At 36.3% G+C, this 22,222-nt stretch carries 18 protein-coding genes and 2 tRNA genes; 2 read left to right on the top strand and 18 right to left on the bottom strand.

Annotated elements, in window-relative coordinates:
* Positions 1 to 80: 80 nt before the first annotated feature.
* The 7 genes from QMO11_RS01650 to QMO11_RS01620 all read right to left on the bottom strand — a co-directional run bounded on the left by QMO11_RS01650 (position 81) and on the right by QMO11_RS01620 (position 9,830).
* Positions 81 to 1,361 carry a zinc-binding dehydrogenase gene (locus tag QMO11_RS01650; protein ID WP_282035724.1) on the bottom strand — a complete coding sequence of 427 codons (1,281 nt, stop codon included), beginning with the start codon at positions 1,359 to 1,361 and terminating at the stop codon, positions 81 to 83.
* Positions 1,330 to 2,013 (bottom strand): HAD family hydrolase, encoded by a 684-nt coding sequence (locus QMO11_RS01645; RefSeq protein ID WP_282035723.1) that lies wholly within the window; start codon positions 2,011 to 2,013, stop codon positions 1,330 to 1,332. The genes QMO11_RS01650 and QMO11_RS01645 overlap by 32 nt, the downstream gene beginning before the upstream one ends.
* A 34-nt stretch (positions 2,014 to 2,047) precedes the next feature.
* Positions 2,048 to 3,187, bottom strand: coding sequence for an SDR family NAD(P)-dependent oxidoreductase (locus tag QMO11_RS01640; protein WP_282035722.1), 1,140 nt, complete (start codon positions 3,185 to 3,187; stop codon positions 2,048 to 2,050).
* 65 nt (positions 3,188 to 3,252) lie between these two features.
* A complete protein-coding gene (locus tag QMO11_RS01635) occupies positions 3,253 to 4,461 on the bottom strand; it encodes a PHP domain-containing protein (RefSeq protein ID WP_282035721.1) in 1,209 nt (402 codons plus the stop codon).
* 85 nt (positions 4,462 to 4,546) lie between these two features.
* The gene (locus QMO11_RS01630) at positions 4,547 to 7,015 is read right to left on the bottom strand and encodes an alpha-ketoacid dehydrogenase subunit alpha/beta (RefSeq protein ID WP_282035720.1); all 2,469 of its coding nucleotides are present in this window, start codon (positions 7,013 to 7,015) and stop codon (positions 4,547 to 4,549) included.
* A 46-nt stretch (positions 7,016 to 7,061) separates the two neighbouring features.
* Complete coding sequence (lpdA, locus tag QMO11_RS01625; RefSeq protein WP_282035719.1) at positions 7,062 to 8,423, bottom strand: dihydrolipoyl dehydrogenase; 1,362 nt, start codon at positions 8,421 to 8,423, stop codon at positions 7,062 to 7,064.
* Positions 8,424 to 8,507: 84 nt separating this feature from the next.
* Positions 8,508 to 9,830 carry a dihydrolipoamide acetyltransferase family protein gene (locus QMO11_RS01620; protein ID WP_282035718.1) on the bottom strand — a complete coding sequence of 441 codons (1,323 nt, stop codon included), beginning with the start codon at positions 9,828 to 9,830 and terminating at the stop codon, positions 8,508 to 8,510.
* Positions 9,831 to 9,990: 160 nt separating this feature from the next.
* Between QMO11_RS01620 and QMO11_RS01615 the strand changes: the two genes are divergently transcribed.
* Positions 9,991 to 10,710: a GntR family transcriptional regulator gene (locus tag QMO11_RS01615; protein ID WP_282035717.1), complete on the top strand. Its 720-nt coding sequence runs from the start codon at positions 9,991 to 9,993 to the stop codon at positions 10,708 to 10,710.
* An 88-nt stretch (positions 10,711 to 10,798) separates the two neighbouring features.
* Here the strand turns inward: QMO11_RS01615 and QMO11_RS01610 are convergent, their stop codons facing one another.
* The 9 genes from QMO11_RS01610 to QMO11_RS01570 all read right to left on the bottom strand — a co-directional run bounded on the left by QMO11_RS01610 (position 10,799) and on the right by QMO11_RS01570 (position 20,698).
* The gene (locus QMO11_RS01610; protein WP_282035716.1) at positions 10,799 to 11,596 is read right to left on the bottom strand and encodes a gluconate 5-dehydrogenase; all 798 of its coding nucleotides are present in this window, start codon (positions 11,594 to 11,596) and stop codon (positions 10,799 to 10,801) included.
* Between the two features lie 495 nt (positions 11,597 to 12,091).
* Positions 12,092 to 12,760, bottom strand: a complete 669-nt coding sequence (locus tag QMO11_RS01605; protein WP_282035715.1) for an inorganic pyrophosphatase — start codon at positions 12,758 to 12,760, stop codon at positions 12,092 to 12,094.
* A 169-nt stretch (positions 12,761 to 12,929) separates the two neighbouring features.
* On the bottom strand, positions 12,930 to 14,228 hold the full coding sequence (locus QMO11_RS01600) for a class II aldolase/adducin family protein (RefSeq protein WP_282035714.1): 1,299 nt from the start codon (positions 14,226 to 14,228) through the stop codon (positions 12,930 to 12,932).
* 29 nt (positions 14,229 to 14,257) lie between these two features.
* Positions 14,258 to 15,412: an iron-containing alcohol dehydrogenase gene (locus QMO11_RS01595; protein WP_282035713.1), complete on the bottom strand. Its 1,155-nt coding sequence runs from the start codon at positions 15,410 to 15,412 to the stop codon at positions 14,258 to 14,260.
* A gap of 12 nt (positions 15,413 to 15,424) precedes the next feature.
* The gene (locus tag QMO11_RS01590) at positions 15,425 to 16,804 is read right to left on the bottom strand and encodes an FGGY-family carbohydrate kinase (RefSeq protein ID WP_282035712.1); all 1,380 of its coding nucleotides are present in this window, start codon (positions 16,802 to 16,804) and stop codon (positions 15,425 to 15,427) included.
* 1 nt (position 16,805) lies between these two features.
* Positions 16,806 to 17,918, bottom strand: a complete 1,113-nt coding sequence (locus QMO11_RS01585) for a class II aldolase/adducin family protein (protein WP_282035711.1) — start codon at positions 17,916 to 17,918, stop codon at positions 16,806 to 16,808.
* 123 nt (positions 17,919 to 18,041) lie between these two features.
* A complete protein-coding gene (locus QMO11_RS01580) occupies positions 18,042 to 19,310 on the bottom strand; it encodes an L-rhamnose isomerase (protein WP_282035710.1) in 1,269 nt (422 codons plus the stop codon).
* An 18-nt stretch (positions 19,311 to 19,328) separates the two neighbouring features.
* Positions 19,329 to 19,643, bottom strand: coding sequence for an L-rhamnose mutarotase (gene rhaM, locus QMO11_RS01575; RefSeq protein WP_282035709.1), 315 nt, complete (start codon positions 19,641 to 19,643; stop codon positions 19,329 to 19,331).
* Positions 19,644 to 19,669: 26 nt separating this feature from the next.
* Complete coding sequence (locus QMO11_RS01570; RefSeq protein WP_282035708.1) at positions 19,670 to 20,698, bottom strand: L-rhamnose/proton symporter RhaT; 1,029 nt, start codon at positions 20,696 to 20,698, stop codon at positions 19,670 to 19,672.
* A 218-nt stretch (positions 20,699 to 20,916) separates the two neighbouring features.
* On the opposite strand from QMO11_RS01570, the gene QMO11_RS01565 reads away from it, so the two are divergent.
* Positions 20,917 to 21,783: an AraC family transcriptional regulator gene (locus QMO11_RS01565; protein ID WP_282035707.1), complete on the top strand. Its 867-nt coding sequence runs from the start codon at positions 20,917 to 20,919 to the stop codon at positions 21,781 to 21,783.
* Positions 21,784 to 21,918: 135 nt separating this feature from the next.
* Here the strand turns inward: QMO11_RS01565 and QMO11_RS01560 are convergent.
* Positions 21,919 to 22,002: transfer RNA gene (locus QMO11_RS01560), tRNA-Leu, on the bottom strand.
* 37 nt (positions 22,003 to 22,039) lie between these two features.
* Positions 22,040 to 22,115: transfer RNA gene (locus QMO11_RS01555), tRNA-Gly, on the bottom strand.
* Positions 22,116 to 22,222: the final 107 nt, after the last annotated feature.

The following is a 22,222-nucleotide window of genomic DNA, read 5'->3' as shown; positions in this document are numbered from 1 at the left end:
GGATTATGCTGAGCAAAAAAAAAGCAATATTATATCTACACCTCAAGTAATTAAACCTTTATTTTAGGCTAAAACATCGCCTAATAATTTAACGCTTTTGCATTTACCAATAGCATTTCTTCAGCTTCAACACTCCATAAGCCCTGATTTGCCTCACATATATCTGCTAACATGCTATATATAGCTTTAGTTTTTCCTAACTCGCGAAAATCAGCAATAGGTGTTAAAGGCATCTCTATATGGTTATAAATTAATTTTTTTCCTCCAGGTATATTGGGCAAATCGTATGTTGCATCAATAACCGCATTTAACCCTCCAATATGTGTTACCAAACCTGCAGGATCGAGACCTTTAGACATCACCTCTAAAGCTTCCTTCATATCATCGGTATTACCGCCACTAGTTCCTACCACATGGGTAAAAGCATAATGCACATTATAAAAATTCATTTGTGCCTTAAAATCAGGATTAGATGGTCCTGCAAAGAAATTTAAACAACCATCAAAACCTAAAATAGCGTCGGCCTGCTCAATCACTGGCGGCACTGGTGCAAAAACAAACACATCGTTATAACCTTCTCCTCCTGAAATTTCTTTTAATCCGGCCACAGCATCACCCATTGCACCTGTATTGATATACTCTAATTGAATACCTCTTGAAGCAGCATAATCAACTGAATAAAGAGAAGCAGCTCTATCAAGACGAGTTTGGTCGATATCTGTAACTACTAATAATGATGGTTTTCTATCTTCTCTATTTAGCACATAATTAATTGCTGCTAACCCCATGGGTCCAACTCCAGCTAACAATGCCATTTTCCCACCATCTACAATCTCCATATTATGAATATATGACCCTGGAGTTGTATGATAATTTGCATGCATTGCACCAATTACACATGACAAAGGCTCGGATAAAGAAGCTGGATAGAAGCCCTTACCTTCATATGGCAATAAACACCCCAGCTCCATCACCTCATTAGGTATAACAACATAAGTGGCATCGCCACCAATATTGGCATAAGAATATCCTGGCGCACTTAATACACCAACTGGTCCTTCGTTATAATTTAAGGCCGGTTGAATAGAAAACTTATCTCCGGCTTTAAATTCATTTTTCCACTTAGCGCCAACTTCAACTAACTCGCCTGCAAACTCATGTCCTATTATGATAGGATTTGCACTTACATCATCGGGCACGCGTTTATGTGCCTCTCCCTGACTAGTTGCCTTGTATGATGACATACAAAGGCTATCACAAACCACCTTTGCTAAAATTTCATTATCCTTAATCTTTGGTAAATCAAATTCTTCTAAACGAAGATCTTTTTTACCATACAGTCGTACAGCTTTCGTTTTCATATATGTATGTATTTTTTATATAATCAGTAATTCGTTGAGGTGAATGGATAACATTTATATTATTTCCACCTAAACTAGGGTTACCATAACCCCATGAAACACCCATAGGAATCATACCCGCAGCGATAGCTGTTTGTATATCAACGCAAGAATCTCCAATAAATAATATTTGATCTGGATTACATTCAATTTGTTTGGCAAAGTGTAAAGCTCCTTTGGTATCAGGTTTATGAGGAAAATGATTACTGTGACCAATAACACTTTTGAAACCCCAATTACTTAGGAATGCATTAACCACTTTATTGGCAAGTGGCTGCGGTTTATTGGTAACAATTGCCATAGGAATATTTTTGCTCGTAAGCGCATCTAAAACATTGGCTACCTCAGGAAATAGTTTTGTTTTTGCATTTAAATGCGCTTCGTAATACACCTTATACTTTGTAATATAACTAAGCGTATTTTCCTTACGAGCATGAGGAGGCAATGAAGCCTCCTCTAGAGTTCGAGCTCCATTTCCGATCCACTCAATGTATTTATTTACATGATGTGTTGGATAACCAAACTCAACTAGCATTCTATTATTTGCATCAGCAATATCTTCAATAGTATCCAATAAGGTTCCGTCCAAATCAAAAATCACTCCCTTAACCATCTTATTAGCTTTTTATTATTAACTCCCAATAATTTTAATTCAGCATTTCTTGCCCTCCAGTTACCGGAACAGCCTGTCCGGTTTCATACTCTTGCTCCATGATATAATACACTGCTCGCATTACATCAATTACGGTGCAACCGCGTCCAGCAGGTACTTGAGCTTCGTAAAATGCTTTTACATCATCAATACTTTTAGCCCCTTTAACCTTTCCTGCATTTAGATATTGTACAAAAAGCCCTTTTTCTGGGTCGCTCCACAAAGGGCCATCAAAGAAGTTTCCTGGGCAAATTGAATTTACTTTAATGCGCGATGGCATTAATTCCATGGCAAAAGATTGGGTTAAACCAATACCTCCAAACTTACCTCCGGCATATGCAAAATTTCGGTTACTTCCTTTTAAACCCGATTTTGAGTTAATTTGAATGATATCGGCAAAATAGCCTGACTTATGGGCTGTTTGCAGTTTTAAAACAGCCGATGCATATTTGGCACAATTAAAATATCCCGTATAATTTACTTTGGTCATAAACTCAAAATCATCAGGAGTCATTTCATCTAAACCACCAGCTCTTAGAACTCCTGCATTTGAAATAAACACATCAAATCCACCAAATTCGCATACGGTGTTGTAAATTAATTCTTGTACTGAATTAACATCAGAAACATCTACTTTTGTAAAAAATGCTCTATTAGCACCAGCCATAGTATTTAGCTCAGCTGCATATTTTTTACCCTTTTCTTCGTTTAAATCGGCAATAATTACATTGCCACCATCCTTAATCATAAACTCAACCAATCCACCGCCGAAACCTTGAGCTCCTCCGGTTATTATAGCTGTTTTACCAGATGCACGACCTGACTTAATTTTATTCTGGTCAATTGTCTTTTGATATAACAAACAGTCAACTTCGTAAGCTGTTTCGGCAACAGCAACCAGACCTAGACCTTTTAAATTAATTAACTGTGGAAAATTACCTTTTGCTTCTTTATAAGATAATACTCCTTTTTTAATTTCGCTTAATACAATTTCTGCTTCGCCTTCTGTATCGAATGCTATTTGTGCTATTGATGCATCTACATCTGCTGAAATGGTCGCAATTTTAATTTTATCTTCAGATAAAATCATTCGAAGTGCTGGAAGTATCTTTACTATTTTTTTATCAATTGCCATGTTTGTATCATTCTAATTATAATCAATAGACTAACACTAAATCAGTCTTGACTATTAGTTATGTTTTACTCGAAACTTTTGGATATAACCGCTCTACCGATTTCTACAAATGGCTGCAGGCTATCTCCATTTCGTTCTCCACTCTCTTTTACAAAACCATCCTTCCCTTGGCTAACAAGATATTGATGCGCCGCGACTACACAGGCGCCATTGAAAGACAATTCTTTTAAGTCATCATCCAAATCAATATGACCTCTGGTTTCCACTTTTAAAGGAATCATATCTGGACTATTGTGCTCTGTTCCGAAGGTTACCAAAATATTGTTCTCCCAAAAGAACTGAGCATATTCCTTTAATCGATTTAAATCATTCCGGTTTGGAATAAATTCAACTGAACTAATATTTCTTAATTTCAACTCCTTAAGTAGAGTCTCTTTATCTTTTTCGAAAGCAGTATACTCTCCTTTGGGATTATCTGCCAACAAAGGATATGTTGGAATACCACCTGCATTTAATATGATTTCTTTAATTAAACCTACATCGAGAAAGGCTTTGGAATTTTCCTCAACAAAAGCAGGTTTTCCTGACTTTAGTAGATTATTTCTTATTTCGTTTTCGCATGCAGCTACATCTTCTAAGTTCACCAAAGGCTCAACTCCTGAATATAATTTTGTAAAGAATTCTGTTCTCTCTTTTAAACTCGGATATTTCTCAAATACCTTAATGCGAATTGCCTTAGCTAAATGCCTTTCTCTAACTAAATCCACAGCATATTTCTCAAGTATTTCTTCAATTGAGATACGTATATCTGAATTTATATTAGACAAAATATCATTCACCTTTGATGTCATGGATGAAACACGGTTAGTAATTTCTTCCTTAATTTTGTTTACTATTTTTTGATACGACTCATCTAATTTTGGAGGATAAGACAATCCTTTACCCGATAAATAAGCACGCCCAGGGTTTGCCGGATCGTTTAAACGCAAGCCCTTTTCTTTATCCTTAGTACTAATACCAATAAACTCGATATTAAACATTGGATATATTTTGTGTTTTTTTGCTAGTATATTGAATTCTTCATACCCATCGGTAGAATAAAAATCATTTATCCCTAACACCTTAATATCTTGTTCCTCGGCTAAAGTGAAAATCTCTGGAATATCTTTAAATGCGCTGAACGAATATGGTGTATGAAGGTGTGCGTTTACATTAAATATTTGATTAGTTTGATTGTTGTATTGGTTTAGCAATTCTGTTAATTCGGGAAGCATGTGTAGATTATTTTTATGAATTAATTACTAATGAAAAAGCACAGGTGCACTCTATAGAGTGCAACCTGAATTAATGACCAAATTCTTATATCCCTAACTTACTTCTTCTGATTATTTCAGCATTAGTAAAGTTATTTGTAACTACATGGTCTTTAAGCGGAACTATTTTTTCGTGAATAGCATCTATCATCCACTCTTTACATGGAAAATAGAATTCCTCTAACTCGTAAGCTGGAGTTATCCAGTTTCTTGAACCAACAACTACCGGAGGTGCATCTAATTCATCAAAGGCTAGTTCTGTAATGCGCTGTGCCATATCCTTAAGGAAAGAACCGCGCTCGTTTGCATCACTTGTTAACAGAATACGTCCTGTTTTCTTAAGTGATTTAATTACTGTTTCGTAGTTAAAAGGAACGATAGAACGAGCATCAATAACCTCGGCTGACATGCCAAACTTTTCCTCTAACTCCTGTGCTGTTTCAAGAGCTCGATAAACGGTTGCTCCAATTGAAAGAATTGTAATATCAGTACCTTCTCGTTTAATATCAGCATCTCCAAACGGAATTTCGTAATATTCTTCGGGCACACCGCCTTGGTGAAATTGCTCACCTATATCGTAAATTCTTTGACTCTCGAAGAATACAACAGGGTCAGTTCCTTGTAATGCAGTATTCATTAAGCCCTTCGCATCGTATGGCGTAGCAGGGAAACATACTTTTAAACCAGGTATATGTGCTACTAGAGAAGACCAATCTTGTGAGTGCTGTGCTCCATACTTTGAACCAACAGATACACGAATTACTACAGGCATTTTAATAACATTACCCGACATGGCTTGCCATTTAGGAAGTTGGTTAAACACCTCATCACCACAGCGGCCTAAGAAATCACAATACATAATTTCAGGAATAACCCTACCGCCACACATTGCATAACCAATAGCTGTTCCGATAATAGAAGCCTCTGCAATTGGCGAATTAAATAATCTATGATAAGGTAAAGCCTCGGTTAATCCACGATACACAGCAAATGCACCGCCCCAATCTCTATTTTCCTCGCCATAGGCAACTAAGGTTGGATCTTTATAGAAACGATCTACAATGGCTTCGAATAAGCCGTCGCGCAATTGGTACTGCTTTATTTTAGAAAATGGTTTACCATCTTTATCAAAGGCAAAGCGTTCCTTTTTAGCAATTTGCTTTACGCGAGGATTCTCTTCCATTGGGTGATTTACATCTACCGGTCGATCTTCCATTTTATCTACGCTACCCTCAGAAAACATCATATTTCCGATAATCTCAGGATTTTTTACCAAATCCATACGAGGAGATATTTCATCATTGATAGCAAGTGTCATGGCATACTTGATCAATTCTGTAATATCTGCACTGATAGCATCCAAATCACTTTGAGTAGCTATACCTGAAGCAATCATCTCTTTCCCATAAGAAAGAATACAATCCTGTTTCTCCCATGCATCAATTTCTTCTTTAGAACGATACGAAGATGCATCAGAAGGAGAGTGACCACTATATCTGTAAGTTAAAACATCCAATAAAACAGGTCCCTTTTTCTCACTTAACAATTCCATTTTACGTTTATACGCATCAATAACTGCCAAAGGGTTGTAACCATCAACACGTTCAGCATGCATACAATCGCGGTTTACTCCAGCTCCTATACGAGCGGCAATATCATAACCCATTGTTTCGCCACAAGTTTGACCGCCCATACCATATTGGTTATTCATTATATTGAAAATAATAGGTAAACCACCTTTGTGGGCACCTTCCCAAAGCTCTTGAAACTGATCCATTGTGGCAAATGATAAACCTTCCCAAACAGGGCCACAAGCCATAGAAGCATCACCAATATTAGCCACAACTATACCTTCTTTCTGGTTTACTTTTTTGAATAGAGCAGCACCAACTGCAATATCACCAGAGCCACCAACAATTGCATTATTAGGATATACACCAAATGGTGTAAAAAAGGCGTGCATAGAACCACCCAAGCCTTTATTAAATCCTGTTTCACGTGCAAACACTTCAGCTAACGTTCCGTATATTAGAAATTTACGCGCTAACGACCTCAAATCGCCCTCATGATCCTTTGAAACAATTTTTAAAATTTGGCCATCAAAGAAATTAGTCATAATATCTTGCAAAGCTTCATCATCAAGCTTATTGATTGCTGACATTCCTTTGGCAATAATTTCGCCATGCGAGCGGTGAGAACCAAAAATAAAATCTTCAACAGACAAATGGAAAGCCATACCAACAGCAGCAGACTCTTGTCCGATAGAAAGGTGAGCTGGCCCTGGGTGATTATAGGCAATACCTTCGTATTCACCCCTCACTTTTATTTCATTAATCATGGTTTCAAACTCTCTGATTAATGCCATATCGTGATAGATGCCAATCAATTGCTCTTTTGAATAATTGACTTTTTCTTCCTCAATACTTTTATCATATTGATTAACCGGAATTTCTTTAAATTCGATTTTACCTGACTTACGGACCTGCGTAGGGTCGATGAATTGCGACTTTGGCATAATATATATTTTTTAAAAAATCGTTTAAATTATTAGCACCAATTGATTAGTGCCCAAAATTGAATATGGTTTCCTTAAAAATTTCGGAAACGGTAGGATGCGGAAAAACAATCTCCTCTAGTTCCTTAAGCGTTAATTCAGCCTCGATGGCCATACATGCGCCATAAATCATTTCGCTTGATGGATTACCAATCATATGCACCCCTAGAACTTCGCCGTACTTGGCTCCCACTAACACCTTACACATTCCTGAACCACCTTCGTTCTCTGCTATAAATCGGCCTGCGTAAGCCATTGGAAGCTTAGATACTTTGTAGTTGACACCCTTTGCTTTTGCGGCTTCTTCAGTTAAACCAACTCCTGCAATCTCAGGGTTTGTGTACACTACTCCCGGAATAGCATTATAGCGCATTTGATCTTTGCGTCCGGTAAGGTTATTTACAACTACCTCTCCTTCTCTGCTAGCAGTGTGTGCCAATAACGAAAATCCGGTAACATCGCCTGCAGCATAAACATTAGGAATGTTAGTGCGCATCATTTCATCTACCTTAATACCACCTCGGTGTAACTCAACCCCTATATTTTCGAGTCCGAAACCTTTAACTACAGGTTTACGCCCCACACTAACTAATATTTTATCTGCTGAAATATTTTGTTGCTTTCCTTCTTGCTCAAAACTCACAGTATTACCATCTACCTTTGTAACCTTAGATGACATATGAAACTCCACTCCTTTTTTTACGAAATGCTGACGTAGCATACCACTCTGCTCTATATCCATACCACCAAGAATCTCGTCCATCATTTCGATAACAGTAACCTTAGTACCAAGACTACTAAAGAAACTAGCAAACTCAATACCGATAACGCCACCACCTATAATTACTAATGATTCTGGTTTTTCTGTAAGTTCAAGAATTTCTCTATTGGTTAAAATGGTTTCGTTAGGAGTTCCTAAACCTGGAATAGGAGGAATAAATGCTTCGGAACCTGTTGATATTAAAATATTTTTTGAGTTTATTGTTTCCTTTGAAGTTTCAATCTCAACACCTTTTTGAGAACGCCCTTTAATGGTAGCTGTATCTTTAAGCACAGTTACATTAAACATTTTCATTTTTGAACCAACGCCACTAACCAGCTTTTTTACGACCTTTTGTTTGCGCTGCATCATTTTTGAAAAATCGAAGGACACTTCCTTGGCATTCACACCATATTTTGAACCTGCAACAGCATTATCGTAGGTTTTTGCACTATATAATAAAGTTTTGGTTGGCATACAGCCTTCATTTAAGCACACGCCACCCAGTTCTTTCTTTTCAATAAGAATAACTTTTAAGCCTTTTGCTCCAGCACGTTCGGCGGCCACATATCCTGCAGGACCACCTCCTATTATTGCTAAATCATACATAAGTGTAACTTTTTTTGGTATTTGTAGTAGAATTAGTTGAGTATACACTTACCACAACCAATCCTACTACTATCTAAAAACAACCTAAATATCTATTTGTAAATTCTCTATCTCAATGGCTATCTGCTTTAAGAATCGGGTAGCTAAACCACCATCTAAAGCTTGGTGATCGTAGGTAAGACTCAATCCCATAAAAGGCACAAAACCATAAACACCACCTCCTAAATCTGTTGGGCGCGGTACAATTGTGTTAACGCCTAAAATGGCCACCTGAGGAAGATTGATTACTGGCGTAAACATTTCGACACCGTAATTTCCGAGATTTGAAACTGTAAAAGATGCCGCTTCAGATGAAAGTAACTCTGGATCAACACTCCCTTTTTTACATGACTCTGCTACCTCCTTAAACTGACGTGATAATCCTCCAATAGATAAATCATCGGCATTTTTAATTACAGGAACCATTAAGCCTCTATCTGTATCAACAGCCAAACCCAAATGTACTTTATTGAAATATTTAACACTATCTCCCAAGAAGTGAGCATTGGCATCAGGAAACTTCTTTAAAGCTTTGATTACTGCAAAACAAACCAAATCGTTTATTGTAATATTTGGCGCCCCTTCTGTGGCCTTTATTGTTTTTCGAAGCTGCATTATATTGCGAGCATCGGCACCCAAATGGTGGGTAAGCTGAGCTGAATTCTGCAGTGAAGCATGCATAGCTTTTGCAATGAGCTTGCGTATATTCGGCAACTTTTTTATCTCATAATCTTCAGCATACACGGGATTGACACTACTTAAATCGCTAGAAGTAACAGCACCCGCTAGGCCTGTACCACTATCAGAAACAAGCAATTCTTCTTGCTTTATGATCTCTCGGGCCAAAGGTGTTACTTTAGGCGTTGCTGCTATATATGCTTGAATATCTCGTTCTATTATTCTGCCTTCGGGGCCTGAACCTACCAAAGTTTCAAAAGGGACACTATTACTATTTGCTAATTTTTTCGCTCGTGGCGATATTTTAACATCTTCAGAAGATCCACGCTCTTTTGTTTGCACAACAAGCTCTTCTTTAATATCTTCTATCTTTTCTTCTGAAGCTTCTTGTACTACAGGTACCTCTTCTAACTGAGAAGTATTAGCTCCTCTATACTCCTCTATATTTTCGCCAGGAGCACCAATTACGGCAATATTTTGCAAAACAGGAACTTCATCCCCTTCGTTGCAAAATACTTCAAGTAAAGTTCCTGCTTCAGTAGCTTCCTCTTCAAACGAAGCTTTATCGGTTTCGTAAGCGAACAAAATATCACCTTTTTTAATTTGGTCTCCCACCTTAAAGAACCATTCTGTAAAAATACATGATTCAACAGATTGCCCTTGTCGGGGCATTATAACAACTGTAGCCATATTTTAAATATTTTTATCAAATATAACACTCATCAACTTGTATTTACAAGTTAATTAATTGATTAATCATTATTTACTGATTTACAGATAATTAACACTATTTACAAGTTACTTGTATATACATTTAATTATACTTATCTTTACATTTAAAGAAAAAGCCATGCACAATAGAAAAGAATTACCTCCCTATAAATTACTCTACGAGAAAATTAGAAAGCACATAACTGATGGTATCTATAGCAAAGGTGACATACTCCCATCCGAAAATGAATTATGTAACTCACATGGGTTAACACGCCCAACGGTTCGTAAAGCCTTGGATAGATTGGTTCATGAGGGCTACATTAGAAAAAAACAAGGAAAAGGAAGCATTGTACAAGGACAACCCCAAGGAGTTGGTATACTATCGTTATCGGGTACTACTTCGGCAATTGGGAAAGATAACCTTGTTACAAAAATGATAGTTAAACCTCATTTAGTACATCCTAAAAACGACATGTTTGGTTTTCCGCTAAAAGACATTGAGAAAGAAGTTGGATTTTACCAGTTAGAAAGACTGAGAATTGTAAACAAACAACCTGTATTCTACGATATTACCTTAGTTCCAAATATAAACATCCCGCGCTTTGCAGGGCGAAATTTCGAAAACAGATCGTTATTTGATATTATGAGAACAGTATATCAGATTGAAGTAATTGGCGGCGAGCAGAAACTTATGGCAATTAATGCTGATGAAAAATTACAAGAATTCTTTAATTTACAATCAACACAGCCCATACTCAGGCTCGATAGAAGGATGGAAACGAACAAAGATGGTTTCTTCTTTTTTAGTCAGGTATTTTGCAACACTGCTGATTATGGTTTGTACGGAACTTTTTAGAATAAACTTAATACCCTAAGTTCAATATAAAATGAATGATTTCATTTTCATTCGAACTCAGGGTATTAATATGGAAAAAATAAGTGATTTAGATTTCGTTTTCGCCTTTCACATAGCCAAAATTAGCCAGTATACCCCCATCAACATATAAGATATGGCCATTTACAAAATCAGCTGCTTTTGAAGATAAAAATAACGCGGCGTTACCTACATCCTGAGGATCCCCCCAACGACCAGCTGGCGTACGAGTCATTACCAAATCATTAAATGGGTGTCCATTTTCTCTAATAGGTGCTGTTTGTGATGTTGCAATATACCCTGGTCCAATACCATTAATTTGCAGATTATATTTGGCCCACTCACATGTCATGTTCTCTGTTAGAAGTTTTAAGCCACCTTTAGCAGCTGCGTAGGCTGAAACGTTTTGACGACCATAAACACTCATCATAGAGCACATGTTAATAATTTTACCTTGACGACGCTCTATCATGCCGGGAGCAATTCGTTTTGCTACAATAAGTGGTGCAACCAAATCAACATCCAAAACCATTTCGAAGTCTTTTATTGGCATCTCTAAAATAGGAACTCGCTTTATGATACCTGCGTTGTTTACCAATATATCAATTGGTCCAACTTCTTTTTCTATAATTGAGATACCCTTGTCCACATCTTCTTCAGATGTTACATTAAAATTAACCGTAAAAACATCAATACCCACTTTGGCATATTCTGCTTTACATTCTTCTAATTTTTCATCATTAATATCATTAACACATAACTTAGCTCCTGCTAAAGCTAGGGCCTTACCACAAGCCATACCAATACCATGTGTACCTCCGGTTACCAAGGCAATTTTTCCTGATAAATTAAACAATTCATTAATCATAAGTTTCGTATTATTTTATTTAAATAGATTCATTTATTCTATATCGTTATATTAAATATTCACAATTACAAGGATTGTTCATATAAAAACCTGCTCTAGTACACATGCTTAGTTTTTACAGTATTGAGCAACAATTAAACTTACATTTACCTAGAAGCTAATTCTTTTGTTTTTCCTGATAATGATTTACATAGAGTAATCTGTATTGCACCATTCCATTTAGTAGAACGGCCTGCTTTTACTATTCCATAGCACGATTATAGAGGTAGCTTCGAATACTATTGATATAATCAGAATAGATTATTTTAGAGTCATCAACGAAATTACTGAATTTAGGAAGTTCAATAAACTCATTCGGAAGTTTTAGTAAATCTTCAGATTTATTTTACCTTATCAGAGTACTTACAAGGATAAGATTTGATTAGCTTTTCATATAAAACCTTTGTTTTTATTCTATGAACAACAAAACCCCACCTGAAAGAACTTCAACTCTCATTAGTAGTTTTGTAACTCAACACATAAGCGTTCGAATTTCCCTTTATAATCCAGCCTCGAAAGTTGTATTACTTTTTGAGCCTCTTCAGCACCATAAACATGCGTAATTTCGCAATCGCTATTGTGCCCTGGCATATCTTTATAGGTTAAAAAGTAATGCTTCAATCGTGTAATTACTAAATCAGGCAACTCACTTATATCCTTAACATTGCCATACATCACATCTTCTTTTAGTACAGATACTATTTTATCATCTGCCTCATCTCCATCAATCATTCTAAAACCACCTATTGGAATAACTTGGGCAATAATATCACCGTGAGGTATTTCTTTCTCTGTGAGCATTAATATATCAAGAGGGTCTTGATCGCCAAATATCTCCTCCTTACCAGTCATTTGAGAACAATACTCACCAACTTTTTTCCCACAATAGGTTTGTGGAATAAAGCCATAAGGTGCAGGCACAACATTAGAGTATTTTTGAGGCCGATCAATTTTTAAATAACCACTTGGCTTATCCACCTCATATTTAATTGTATCCGTAGGCACAACCTCTATAAAACATGTTATTAGGTTATTTTCTATATCTCCAACATCAATCCCATGCCAAGGGTGAGATTTATACCTCAAACCCATTAACTGACCTATAGGATCCATTATATCACTCATACTATTCATCAGGGTAAGAAATTTGTTCGAGTTAACTATAGCCTCTTATATCTCTTACAAAAATGTGTAAAAAGAACTTTTAAGCCTTTTGTTTTACAAACGAACTTAGGTTATTAAAAAAGGCGAACCCTAAGGTCCACCTCCAAAAAACTATACTTAAAATTATTATTTAACAAAGAAACTTTTGTCGTAATGCTTCAACTTGATCATCGTTAATAGGGAATAACTTACCTAGTGGAGCTCCCATAACTAATGACTTAGCACTAAACTCTGCAACCTCTAATCTATCGAATGTTTGTAACAACTGATCACCTGTTACTAAGAACGAATCATTTGAAATTAATACAGATGGGACATCTTCACTTAATAATTCAGGAATAGTATTATCTCCATCAAAATGAGAACCAAATGGCAAACAAGGAACATCTTGCAAGAATATCCAACTTTCTGGAATTGTTCTTACATCGAACTTAACTCCTGTTGTTCCGTAAGCCATTAAGTGCGGTGGCTGAGTTAAAATAATTGAATTAATATGCGGATTTAATTCATATATTTTTTGATGTAGCGCATACGATCTACTTGGCGTTTTACCTTCTTCGGCCTTACCACCTTTAATTTGTACAATATCCTCAGGAACAATGTCCCAACGCGCAATATTTGGAGGAGTAATTAAGAAATCATTATCCTTCCATCGCACCGATACCGTACCATAAGAACTGATCATTAAACCTTGATCACAAGCACGACGCACTATGTTACAAATCTCTTGTCGGATGGCTCTTTCCTCTGGTGGATAAGCTACATCATCATTCTTCTCGATGTCATACGGAATTTGATCTTCGAATGATTTAATTTGATCATCAGTAAGATATACAGGTTCGCCAATAGCTTTGGCATTAATAATAGTGCGTGCACAAAACTCAAGCGTTTCGAAACGAGTATATGCATCCATTAAATCAGACCCTCCTAAAACTGTACCATGATTCTCCATAATAACAGCCATATTTTCACTTCCTTCAAACTGAGCTGCAATTTTCTCTCCTAGCTCTTCACTTCCTGGCATACCGTATGGAGCATATCCAATAGCTCCACAAATTTCTTTAGCCTGAGGAATAATATTAGTATTAGGAATATCTCTTACAATACTGAAAGAAACTAATGCTGGTGGATGTGCATGAATTACCGCCTTAATTTCCGGACGTACATCATAAATTGCCTTATGAAAAGGAAATTCAGAAGATGGCTTATGATCGCCAATGATACTTCCATCCTTTTTAACACATATAATATCCTTTTCTGTTAGAGTTCCCTTATCAATAGCAGATGGTGTTACCCAGATATCGCCATTTTCATCTTTAATAGAAATATTACCTCCTGATGTGGTGGTCATTCCATTTTTGTAAATTCGGCTTATTACTTTTGTTATTTGCACTCTAGGGTGCATTAACTTTACATCTAATTGCTTCATATCTCTATTTTTTTATCTCTTCTATTCTACTACAAAGCAGCTTGGTAAATACCGATTGTATCTTCGAGTGTAACTCCCTTTGGGTTTCCACCTGCGCAAACATCGAGCAATGCATTTTTTGCCATTAATTCAATGTCTTTTTCTTCTACACCTAATTCTTTTAAACCACTCGGAATTCCGATATCTGCAGATAGTTTTTTAATGGCATCTATAGCCGCCTTGTTGGCTTCTTTGGTGCTCATACCTGTTGTATTAACACCCATAGCTTCTGCTATATCTCTAAATTTTTCACCACAAGCATCGGCATTAAACTCCTCAACAAAAGGGAGTAAAACCGCATTACAAACACCATGGGGTAAATTATAAAATCCTCCAAGCTGATGTGCCATTGAATGCACGTACCCTAAACCACAGTTCGAGAATGCCTGCCCTGCAATAAACTGTCCCCATGCCATTTTGCTTCGTGCCTCAACATTACTTCCATCTTTAACCGCATCTCTTAAGCTACTTGCAATTAATTCTATTGCTTTTATAGCTAAGGCATCGGACCACTCAAATGCACCTGCCGTAACATATGCTTCGATGGCGTGGGTAAGTGCATCCATACCTGTTGCAGCAGTTAATGCAGCCGGTTTATTAAGCATTAAAATTGGGTCGTTAACAGCGATATCAACCAAACAGTTTTTATCAACCATTACCATTTTAATTTTACGCTTCTCGTCGGTGATAACGTAATTAATGGTTATTTCACTAGCCGTGCCAGCAGTAGTATTAATAGCTACAATTGGTAAGGCTTTTTTACTTGACACGTGAATACCTTCGTAATGCTGTATTTCCCCACCATTGGTAGCTAAAATACCTATTGCCTTTCCGCAATCTTGAGGAGAACCACCACCTAAAGTGATGATGCAATCGCATCCAAAATCTTTTAGTAGTTGCAAACCTTCATTAACATTCTCTACTGTTGGATTTTGCTTTACACCACTATATGTGACATATTCAATTGATGCCTTTTTTAATATTGCTTTCACATGATCGGCAATACCAATTTCTACTAGAATACTATCCGTTACCAATAGAGCCTTTTTAAAACCTCTACTGCTAAATTCTTCTTCTAATTCTTTTAATGCATCAGGCCCTACAATACTTAAGGGTGGCAAATAAATTTTTCTTGAAATGTTCATTATTTGAGTTTATTATACTAGTATATCAGACACTTTTGTGAGTTCAATATTATTGTTTGAAAAGCCATCACATTCACCCGAAATAACCATAGCTGCACCCAAGGCACTGGCATTATCAATTTCGGAGGTTAACACCTTCTTATCATCGAAATAATTGGATAGAATATTTAGGAATATTGGGTTTCGAGCAAATCCTCCAGAAACGTATACTATTTTTGATTCGTCATTTTCTGGAATAATTAACTTAATAGAATCAATACAAAGACTTGTTAATTCAATAACCATTCTCGTATAAGCTTCTATAAAATTCTTAAACTGAGGTACATCTACCACTTTTAGGCCGTTGTCAAAGTTTTCAATTCCCTCTGGGAAGAAGACTTTTCGATCTCCGAATTGAGTATTTAAACTACGCTCAATCTGGTTATCATAAGGTACCGTCTTAAAATAATTGGCATCAACGCCAAAGTATTCTGTTAGCTTATCTGTAATTTTTTCGTGAAAATGCCCCATAAATAACCTTGAGGATTTCACTTGTTGATTTTGAGGTGTTAAAAAGCACAAGCAATCATTTTGTAATTGCGTACTCGTTAATGCTTCGCTATTGTACGGATTCATACTAATACACCATGTGCCCGTAGAAACAAGAATAAACTTCTCTTTAGAATTTGCCAAATAAGGCACTAAAGATGCTGAACTATCGTGAATACCGACTCCTACCTTCACCTCTTTATTCTTAATTTTGGCAGGATATACCGTATCATTGTTAACCGGCGTTGGTACCTTAATACCTTCTTTATTTAACCATGGGTGATATTGCATATTATCAAAATCCCACATAAAAGTATGACAACCAATTGAGGTAGGTTCAGAACTTACCTGATTGGTTAAAACATACGACAAGTATTGCGGAAAATGCAACACAGCATCCACCTTATCCCAAAGTGATTTCTTGGTTTTCTTAAGCCATAAAGCCTGTATACCCGAATTTAGTAACATACCCAGTGATGGACTTGCAGTTCGTCGACAAAACTCCTCTACTCCGCCATTGGCATTAAACAATTCATTTTGAATTTCAATATCAACCTCTTTCAAATAATTATATATCGGGGTTAACAAAGTTCCTTGCTTATCTAAAAAGGCCAAAGAAGCCCCATAGGTAGAAAAATTAACACCTAGAATATCGTATTGACCTTCTTCTATAATAGCACCTAATGTATCTATAATCCAATTCTGAATTTTTTCTATATCATCGCATTCTGAACCATCCTCATCAACTGTGGTCGCAAACTTTTGCTCGTGTTGATAAGCTAAGCCCATCTTTTGATTAAATAGTAAAATTTTCTTATTCGTTTTACCAATATCAAATACCGCAATTACTTTTATCGTACTCATATTAATTAGTTTCTTTAGATATCTTTCTTCTATAATTTTCAACCTCCCAATTATCTATAAAATCAATTTGATTTTGAGACATTGGGCGTGGACCTCCAAAGGAATGTGTAAGGGCACAAATTTTTACCATATCGGTAAATACATCCAACACAATTTTTGCAGAGTTCAAATTATCTTCAACACAAATAATTCCAAGCCCTTCACAAGCTATAACTTTAGGGTAATAGCCATTGGTTTTAAAAAATACAGCAAAGGCTGATAAAACATCACCACCTTTATTGAGGTATAGATATTTTGATTTACAATACACTATGTTATCGGGCGTAAATGGTTTAGATATTTCTTCAAACGCTGCTGTATTTTCAACATAACGTTTGATTAAAGAGCTACTATCAGCAACTATACTATCTGATTGTAAATCTTTTTGAAGTTGAATAACCAAGGCATTAAGTTCTTCTGACTTATTTTGCTTTTGGGTAGAATTATTGCTTTGTAAATTTTGTTTAAGCTTTTCTTCTATCTGATTATAGATAGAATCAATTTCTTTGCAGGTATTGGCTCCAACAAAAACACCATGATTCTCTAAAAATATAATTTGAGCATCTTTTTTGTTTTTATCTTTAAATAATTTTAATGCAGCTAAAACTTCTTTATACAAAACATATCCCGGATCAGTATAAGGTACATAAACTACCTCATCTCCAAATATTCGTTTAACCTCTGATTCTGAATTTAATGCGCACAACAAACCATTAACTAAAGTTGGGTGTGTATGCATTACAAAAGAATAAGGTATCACCTCGTGCATACTCGCCTCCACAGAAGGCCTTTTTCCTTCTGGAAATAAAATGGCGGCATGTAAATCTTGCTTTACTTGTTCCTCTCGCTCAGTAGGGTTTTCACTATATACTTTTGTTGACAGTACTTGCATTAGGTTTCTATCCAAACAAACAAAGCCATTCTCGTTAATAGTAGCCATGGATGTTCCACTGGCTTTCACCCACATTTTTTCATTATCCTTAAAGGAACTATTTCCACCTCCGGCAATAATATACTGGGGATCTTGTCCAAACTTTTGCGACATTTCCACCAATTGATTTATACTGTTTTTCATTTTGTAGATTCTGATTTTTTTTAAGGGAGTAATGTTTACAATACTGTGAAATAGCATTAATATAAAGTAGACAAGAGTGTATCATCAGGGCATTAAATCAACACCTTGTCTACTTTTATAATATTATCGTTTTGATAAAACTTCTTTTTCGTATGCTTGCACCTCAGCAATATAATCTTCGCCCACAGGCACATTGTTTTGTAAGCAATAGTAATCCCAAACAGCACCAAAAGGTTTTGTTTTTAATTCCTCTAGCATAGCCAAACGCTCAAAATTTTGACCTGCTTCTTCCATCTTAATCATAGAAGACGTCGGCTCTAACATGGCAATCATAAATGCTTTTTGTGCAGCTCTTGTGCCAACCACATAAGCACCAATACGATTAATTGAAGCATCAAAGAAATCTAAACCTACTTTTACTCTATCTAAATAATCGTTTCTAACAATCTCCGAAGCAATTAACTGAACATCTTCATTTAAAGTTACTACGTGATCAGAATCCCAACGAACCGGACGAGTTACGTGAAGCAATACTTGATCGACAAATTGAAGACATGCTGAGATTTTATCGCCCACTTGCTCCGTTGGGTGGAAGTGACCATTATCTAAACAAATCATTTTATCGCGACTAATGGCATAACCAAGGTAGAAATCGTGCGATCCCACAGTCATTGACTCAGCTCCAATACCAAATAATTTACTCTCGACAGCATCCATCATATGTTCTTTTGGATAGTCTGTAGCCATAGCTTCGTCGAGCGATTTTTTTAGCAATTCTCTATGTCCATTTCTATCAATAGGCGTATCTTTTGATCCATCAGGAATCCAAGTATTATGCACACAAGGTGTTCCTAATTGCTTACCAGCTTCGGCAGATATTTCACGACAACGCTTTAGATGCTCTACCCAAAACTGACGTGTTTCTTCATCCTTAGATGACAAAGTAAAACCACTATCGGCTTTTGGGTGAGAAAAATTAGACGCATTAAAATCCATTCCCAAACCATTTTTCTTACACCAATCAATCCAACTCTGAAAGTGCTTTACTTCAATTTGATTACGATCGACAAGTTCACCACCAAAATCGCCATAAATAGCGTGAAGATTTAATCTTAAATTACCCGGTAATAACGAAAGTACCTTTTCTAAATCGGCGCGCATTTCTTCAATAGTGCCTGCTTTACCTGGGTAATTTCCGGTTGTTTGAATACCACCACCTGATAACTCAGCATCTGGCGTTTCAAAACCACCAACATCATCGGTTTGCCAACAGTGAAGACTGATCGCAACCTTGCTCATATTTTTAATTACTTCCTCTGTATCAACACCTAATGCAGCATATTGAGCTTTAGCTATATCATATGCTTTTTCAATTAATTCCTTTTTTTTCATTTTAATTCTGATTTTGATTTATTGCATGTAAAAAACTTCTTCTAACTCCACAGATACCGGCGAATTATCTTCGTTGGTACGCATTAAGGTACTCATATAAGACCACCACTTCTGCACTATATCTGTTTTACCCAAATCTTGAGAACCTTCGCCCCCAGCCACTTTCTGAAAAGCAAAAAGTGTATTGGTGTCTTCATCTAAAAAGATGGAATATTCACTTACTCCAGCATCTTTTAATAGCTGTTTCAGCTCTGGCCATATTTCAGCATGGCGTTTTTTGTATTCTTCTTTTTGCCCCTCGTTAAGGTGCATTTTAAAAGCCTTACGTTCCATGTAACTGTTGTTTTATATATTAGATTCTATCCGATATTAACTACAAAGGTGGATAAGATGAGTACCAGAATACCAATGACTAGGATGGCCATTGTTTTTTTACTAACACCTTTCCACTCTCCTAAAAAGACACCCCATAAATTACCAAATGCGATATTTAAAGCCATTAGGATACTCCATGCAAATGGAGCAATATCAGATGAGAGCTGACTTTTACCCATGCCATAAAAGTGAAATTGCAAGAACCATAGCACTCCGGCTAAAAACGTATACCCTACATTGCTAATTAATACTTTAGTAGACACTTTTGTATAATCGGTGTAGGTTTTATTTTTAATATTTAGATAAACACAGTAAACAAGATTTGTAATAAACCCTCCGAACAATATGAATATGAGCGTTGGATTACTCTGAAACAATACATTTGTTCCATACTTTAATGCTACATCTTCAATAGGTTTACCTGCTGCAAACCCATAACTCATAGCCGCACTCATTAAACCCGCAACAAAAGCAATTATCAATCCTTTTTTTAGTGCAAAATCCTTTACTGCTGCCTTTCTTTCTTCATCAGATAAGCCATTATTTTTTAATGCACCAGCGTACCCAATAATTGCGATACCGGCAATACATATAGATACTCCTATAATCATTAATACACCGACTTGTGAACCCAACAGGTTTTCGCCCGCCACGATTGGCGGAATGAGTGTTCCAAAAGCTGCACAAAAACCTAAAGCTATACTTTGACCCAAAGCAATTCCGAGGTATCTGATACTTAAACCAAAGGTTAAACCTCCAACACCCCACAGGGCACCAAACAATAAGGACAACCACTTTGCCGAACTTGGTGCTTCGCCAATAATATCAAATAAAGTTCCGGATGGTACAGTTAAAAGAGCGAATACTACTGGAGCCAAAATCCAAGCTGCAACCCCTTGAGTAATCCAATAAGATTCCCAAGCCCATTCTTTAACTTTTTTGAATGGTACATAAAAGCTTGCTGCCCCAACACTACCAATAGCTATTAAACCAATTGCACTTAATGAATTCATATTTAATGTAGATTTTAAAGATTAGTTATATATTATTATCTTGCCTTGATAATTAATTACATTGACAAATGTAGGGTACAGGCACAAGCTCATCAATACACAAAAAATGTATTAATTTGCACATTATGTAGGTATACTATTGTAATCATAATAAACATTCAGCAACACACCTTATAAGCAACTGAAAAGCAATCAAATTGAAAAAAGACTAGAGAGATATGAAGGACTTTTTTAAATACTTAACCGTAAGTAATGAAAACAAAAACTGGGGATTGTTTTTAAACGTAGCAGGTCAGTCATTTATACCTACGCATGTACAATACCCCTCTTCAGAACATCCATCTAGTTACTATTTTAAGTACGAGAATGGAAGAATACTCAACGAGTACCAACTAAACTATATTACCAATGGTAGTGGTATTTTTGAAACAAAGGAAGAAAGTTTTAAGGTGGAGCCTGGCACCTTAATGATTATACGAAAACAACAATGGCATAGATACAAACCTGACAATAATATAGGGTGGACTGAACATTATATTGGCTTTGACGGCCCAATTGCCGACCACTTTTTACAACAAAAAAGTGTACTAAACAACAACTCGGTAATTTCGCTCGGGATGCACGAAGAATTAATAGATACCTACTACAAAATCTTCCACCTTGTGCAAGAAGAGAAACCTGGCTTTCAGGAAATATCCTCTGGTCTAATTATAAAATTATTGGGATACATTGTTGCCGCACAAAAGCAACAAGAGTTTAGAGGTGGTCACATTGAAGTAGCCATACAAAAACTACGTTTTGAAATGCGTAAAGAGATACTACAATTACCAGATCTTACGCAATGGGCTTCGAGCTGCAATGTAAGTTATGACTACTTTAGAACCATGTTTAAAAAATATACCGGCATATCACCACACCAATACCATCTAGAACTAAAAATATTGCGGGCTAAAGAGTTATTACTTACAACAGATAAGTCTATTAAAGAAATTAGTTATGAACTCGATTTCCAATCTATTCATTATTTCAGTAGACTTTTTAAAAAAAAGATGGGACAAAGTCCATCTTTGGTAAGAACACTCTAAACCATACAATGATAAACAATGCTGTTAGGTAAACAAATATTGTGGGTCCGTGCTTTTTTAAGAACTCAAGTAAAAACAAAAAAGGCATTTAAAACAATTGTTTTAAACGCCTTACACATACTTTCTTTTTATATGTGCCCAAGAAAAGACTCGAACTTTCACGCCCTTGCGAGCACAGCCCCCTCAAGGCTGCGTGTCTACCAATTTCACCACTTGGGCATTTATTAAAAATATGAAATTATTTTCAATAAATTAATGGAGCGAAAAACGGGACTCGAACCCGCGACCCCGACCTTGGCAAGGTCGTGCTCTACCAACTGAGCTATTTTCGCATTAGCGGTCACAAAAGTATAAAATATAATGAATGGTGCAATACTATATTCTGAATAATTACGAGGCTCATAAGACATCTCAATACTTTTTTCTCGGAGTAGGTACC

This window comes from Saccharicrinis aurantiacus, from assembly GCF_947489045.1.
Classification (GTDB): domain Bacteria; phylum Bacteroidota; class Bacteroidia; order Bacteroidales; family Marinilabiliaceae; genus Saccharicrinis; species Saccharicrinis aurantiacus.
The sequence above is the reverse complement of the archived record's forward strand: the minus strand, read 5'-3'. Positions and strand labels throughout refer to the sequence as shown.

Bases quoted from the DNA above. Each gene is read 5' to 3' on its own strand.
- QMO11_RS01650 (WP_282035724.1), bottom strand. From the start codon at position 1,361: ATGAAAACGAAAGCTGTACGACTGTATGGTAAAAAAGATCTTCGTTTA.
- QMO11_RS01645 (WP_282035723.1), bottom strand. From the start codon at position 2,013: ATGGTTAAGGGAGTGATTTTTGATTTGGACGGAACCTTATTGGATACT.
- QMO11_RS01640 (WP_282035722.1), bottom strand. From the start codon at position 3,187: ATGGCAATTGATAAAAAAATAGTAAAGATACTTCCAGCACTTCGAATG.
- QMO11_RS01635 (WP_282035721.1), bottom strand. From the start codon at position 4,461: ATGCTTCCCGAATTAACAGAATTGCTAAACCAATACAACAATCAAACT.
- QMO11_RS01630 (WP_282035720.1), bottom strand. From the start codon at position 7,015: ATGCCAAAGTCGCAATTCATCGACCCTACGCAGGTCCGTAAGTCAGGT.
- lpdA (WP_282035719.1), bottom strand. From the start codon at position 8,423: ATGTATGATTTAGCAATAATAGGAGGTGGTCCTGCAGGATATGTGGCC.
- QMO11_RS01620 (WP_282035718.1), bottom strand. From the start codon at position 9,830: ATGGCTACAGTTGTTATAATGCCCCGACAAGGGCAATCTGTTGAATCA.
- QMO11_RS01615 (WP_282035717.1), top strand. From the start codon at position 9,991: ATGCACAATAGAAAAGAATTACCTCCCTATAAATTACTCTACGAGAAA.
- QMO11_RS01610 (WP_282035716.1), bottom strand. From the start codon at position 11,596: ATGATTAATGAATTGTTTAATTTATCAGGAAAAATTGCCTTGGTAACC.
- QMO11_RS01605 (WP_282035715.1), bottom strand. From the start codon at position 12,760: ATGAGTGATATAATGGATCCTATAGGTCAGTTAATGGGTTTGAGGTAT.
- QMO11_RS01600 (WP_282035714.1), bottom strand. From the start codon at position 14,228: ATGAAGCAATTAGATGTAAAGTTAATGCACCCTAGAGTGCAAATAACA.
- QMO11_RS01595 (WP_282035713.1), bottom strand. From the start codon at position 15,412: ATGAACATTTCAAGAAAAATTTATTTGCCACCCTTAAGTATTGTAGGG.
- QMO11_RS01590 (WP_282035712.1), bottom strand. From the start codon at position 16,804: ATGAGTACGATAAAAGTAATTGCGGTATTTGATATTGGTAAAACGAAT.
- QMO11_RS01585 (WP_282035711.1), bottom strand. From the start codon at position 17,918: ATGAAAAACAGTATAAATCAATTGGTGGAAATGTCGCAAAAGTTTGGA.
- QMO11_RS01580 (WP_282035710.1), bottom strand. From the start codon at position 19,310: ATGAAAAAAAAGGAATTAATTGAAAAAGCATATGATATAGCTAAAGCT.
- rhaM (WP_282035709.1), bottom strand. From the start codon at position 19,643: ATGGAACGTAAGGCTTTTAAAATGCACCTTAACGAGGGGCAAAAAGAA.
- QMO11_RS01570 (WP_282035708.1), bottom strand. From the start codon at position 20,698: ATGAATTCATTAAGTGCAATTGGTTTAATAGCTATTGGTAGTGTTGGG.
- QMO11_RS01565 (WP_282035707.1), top strand. From the start codon at position 20,917: ATGAAGGACTTTTTTAAATACTTAACCGTAAGTAATGAAAACAAAAAC.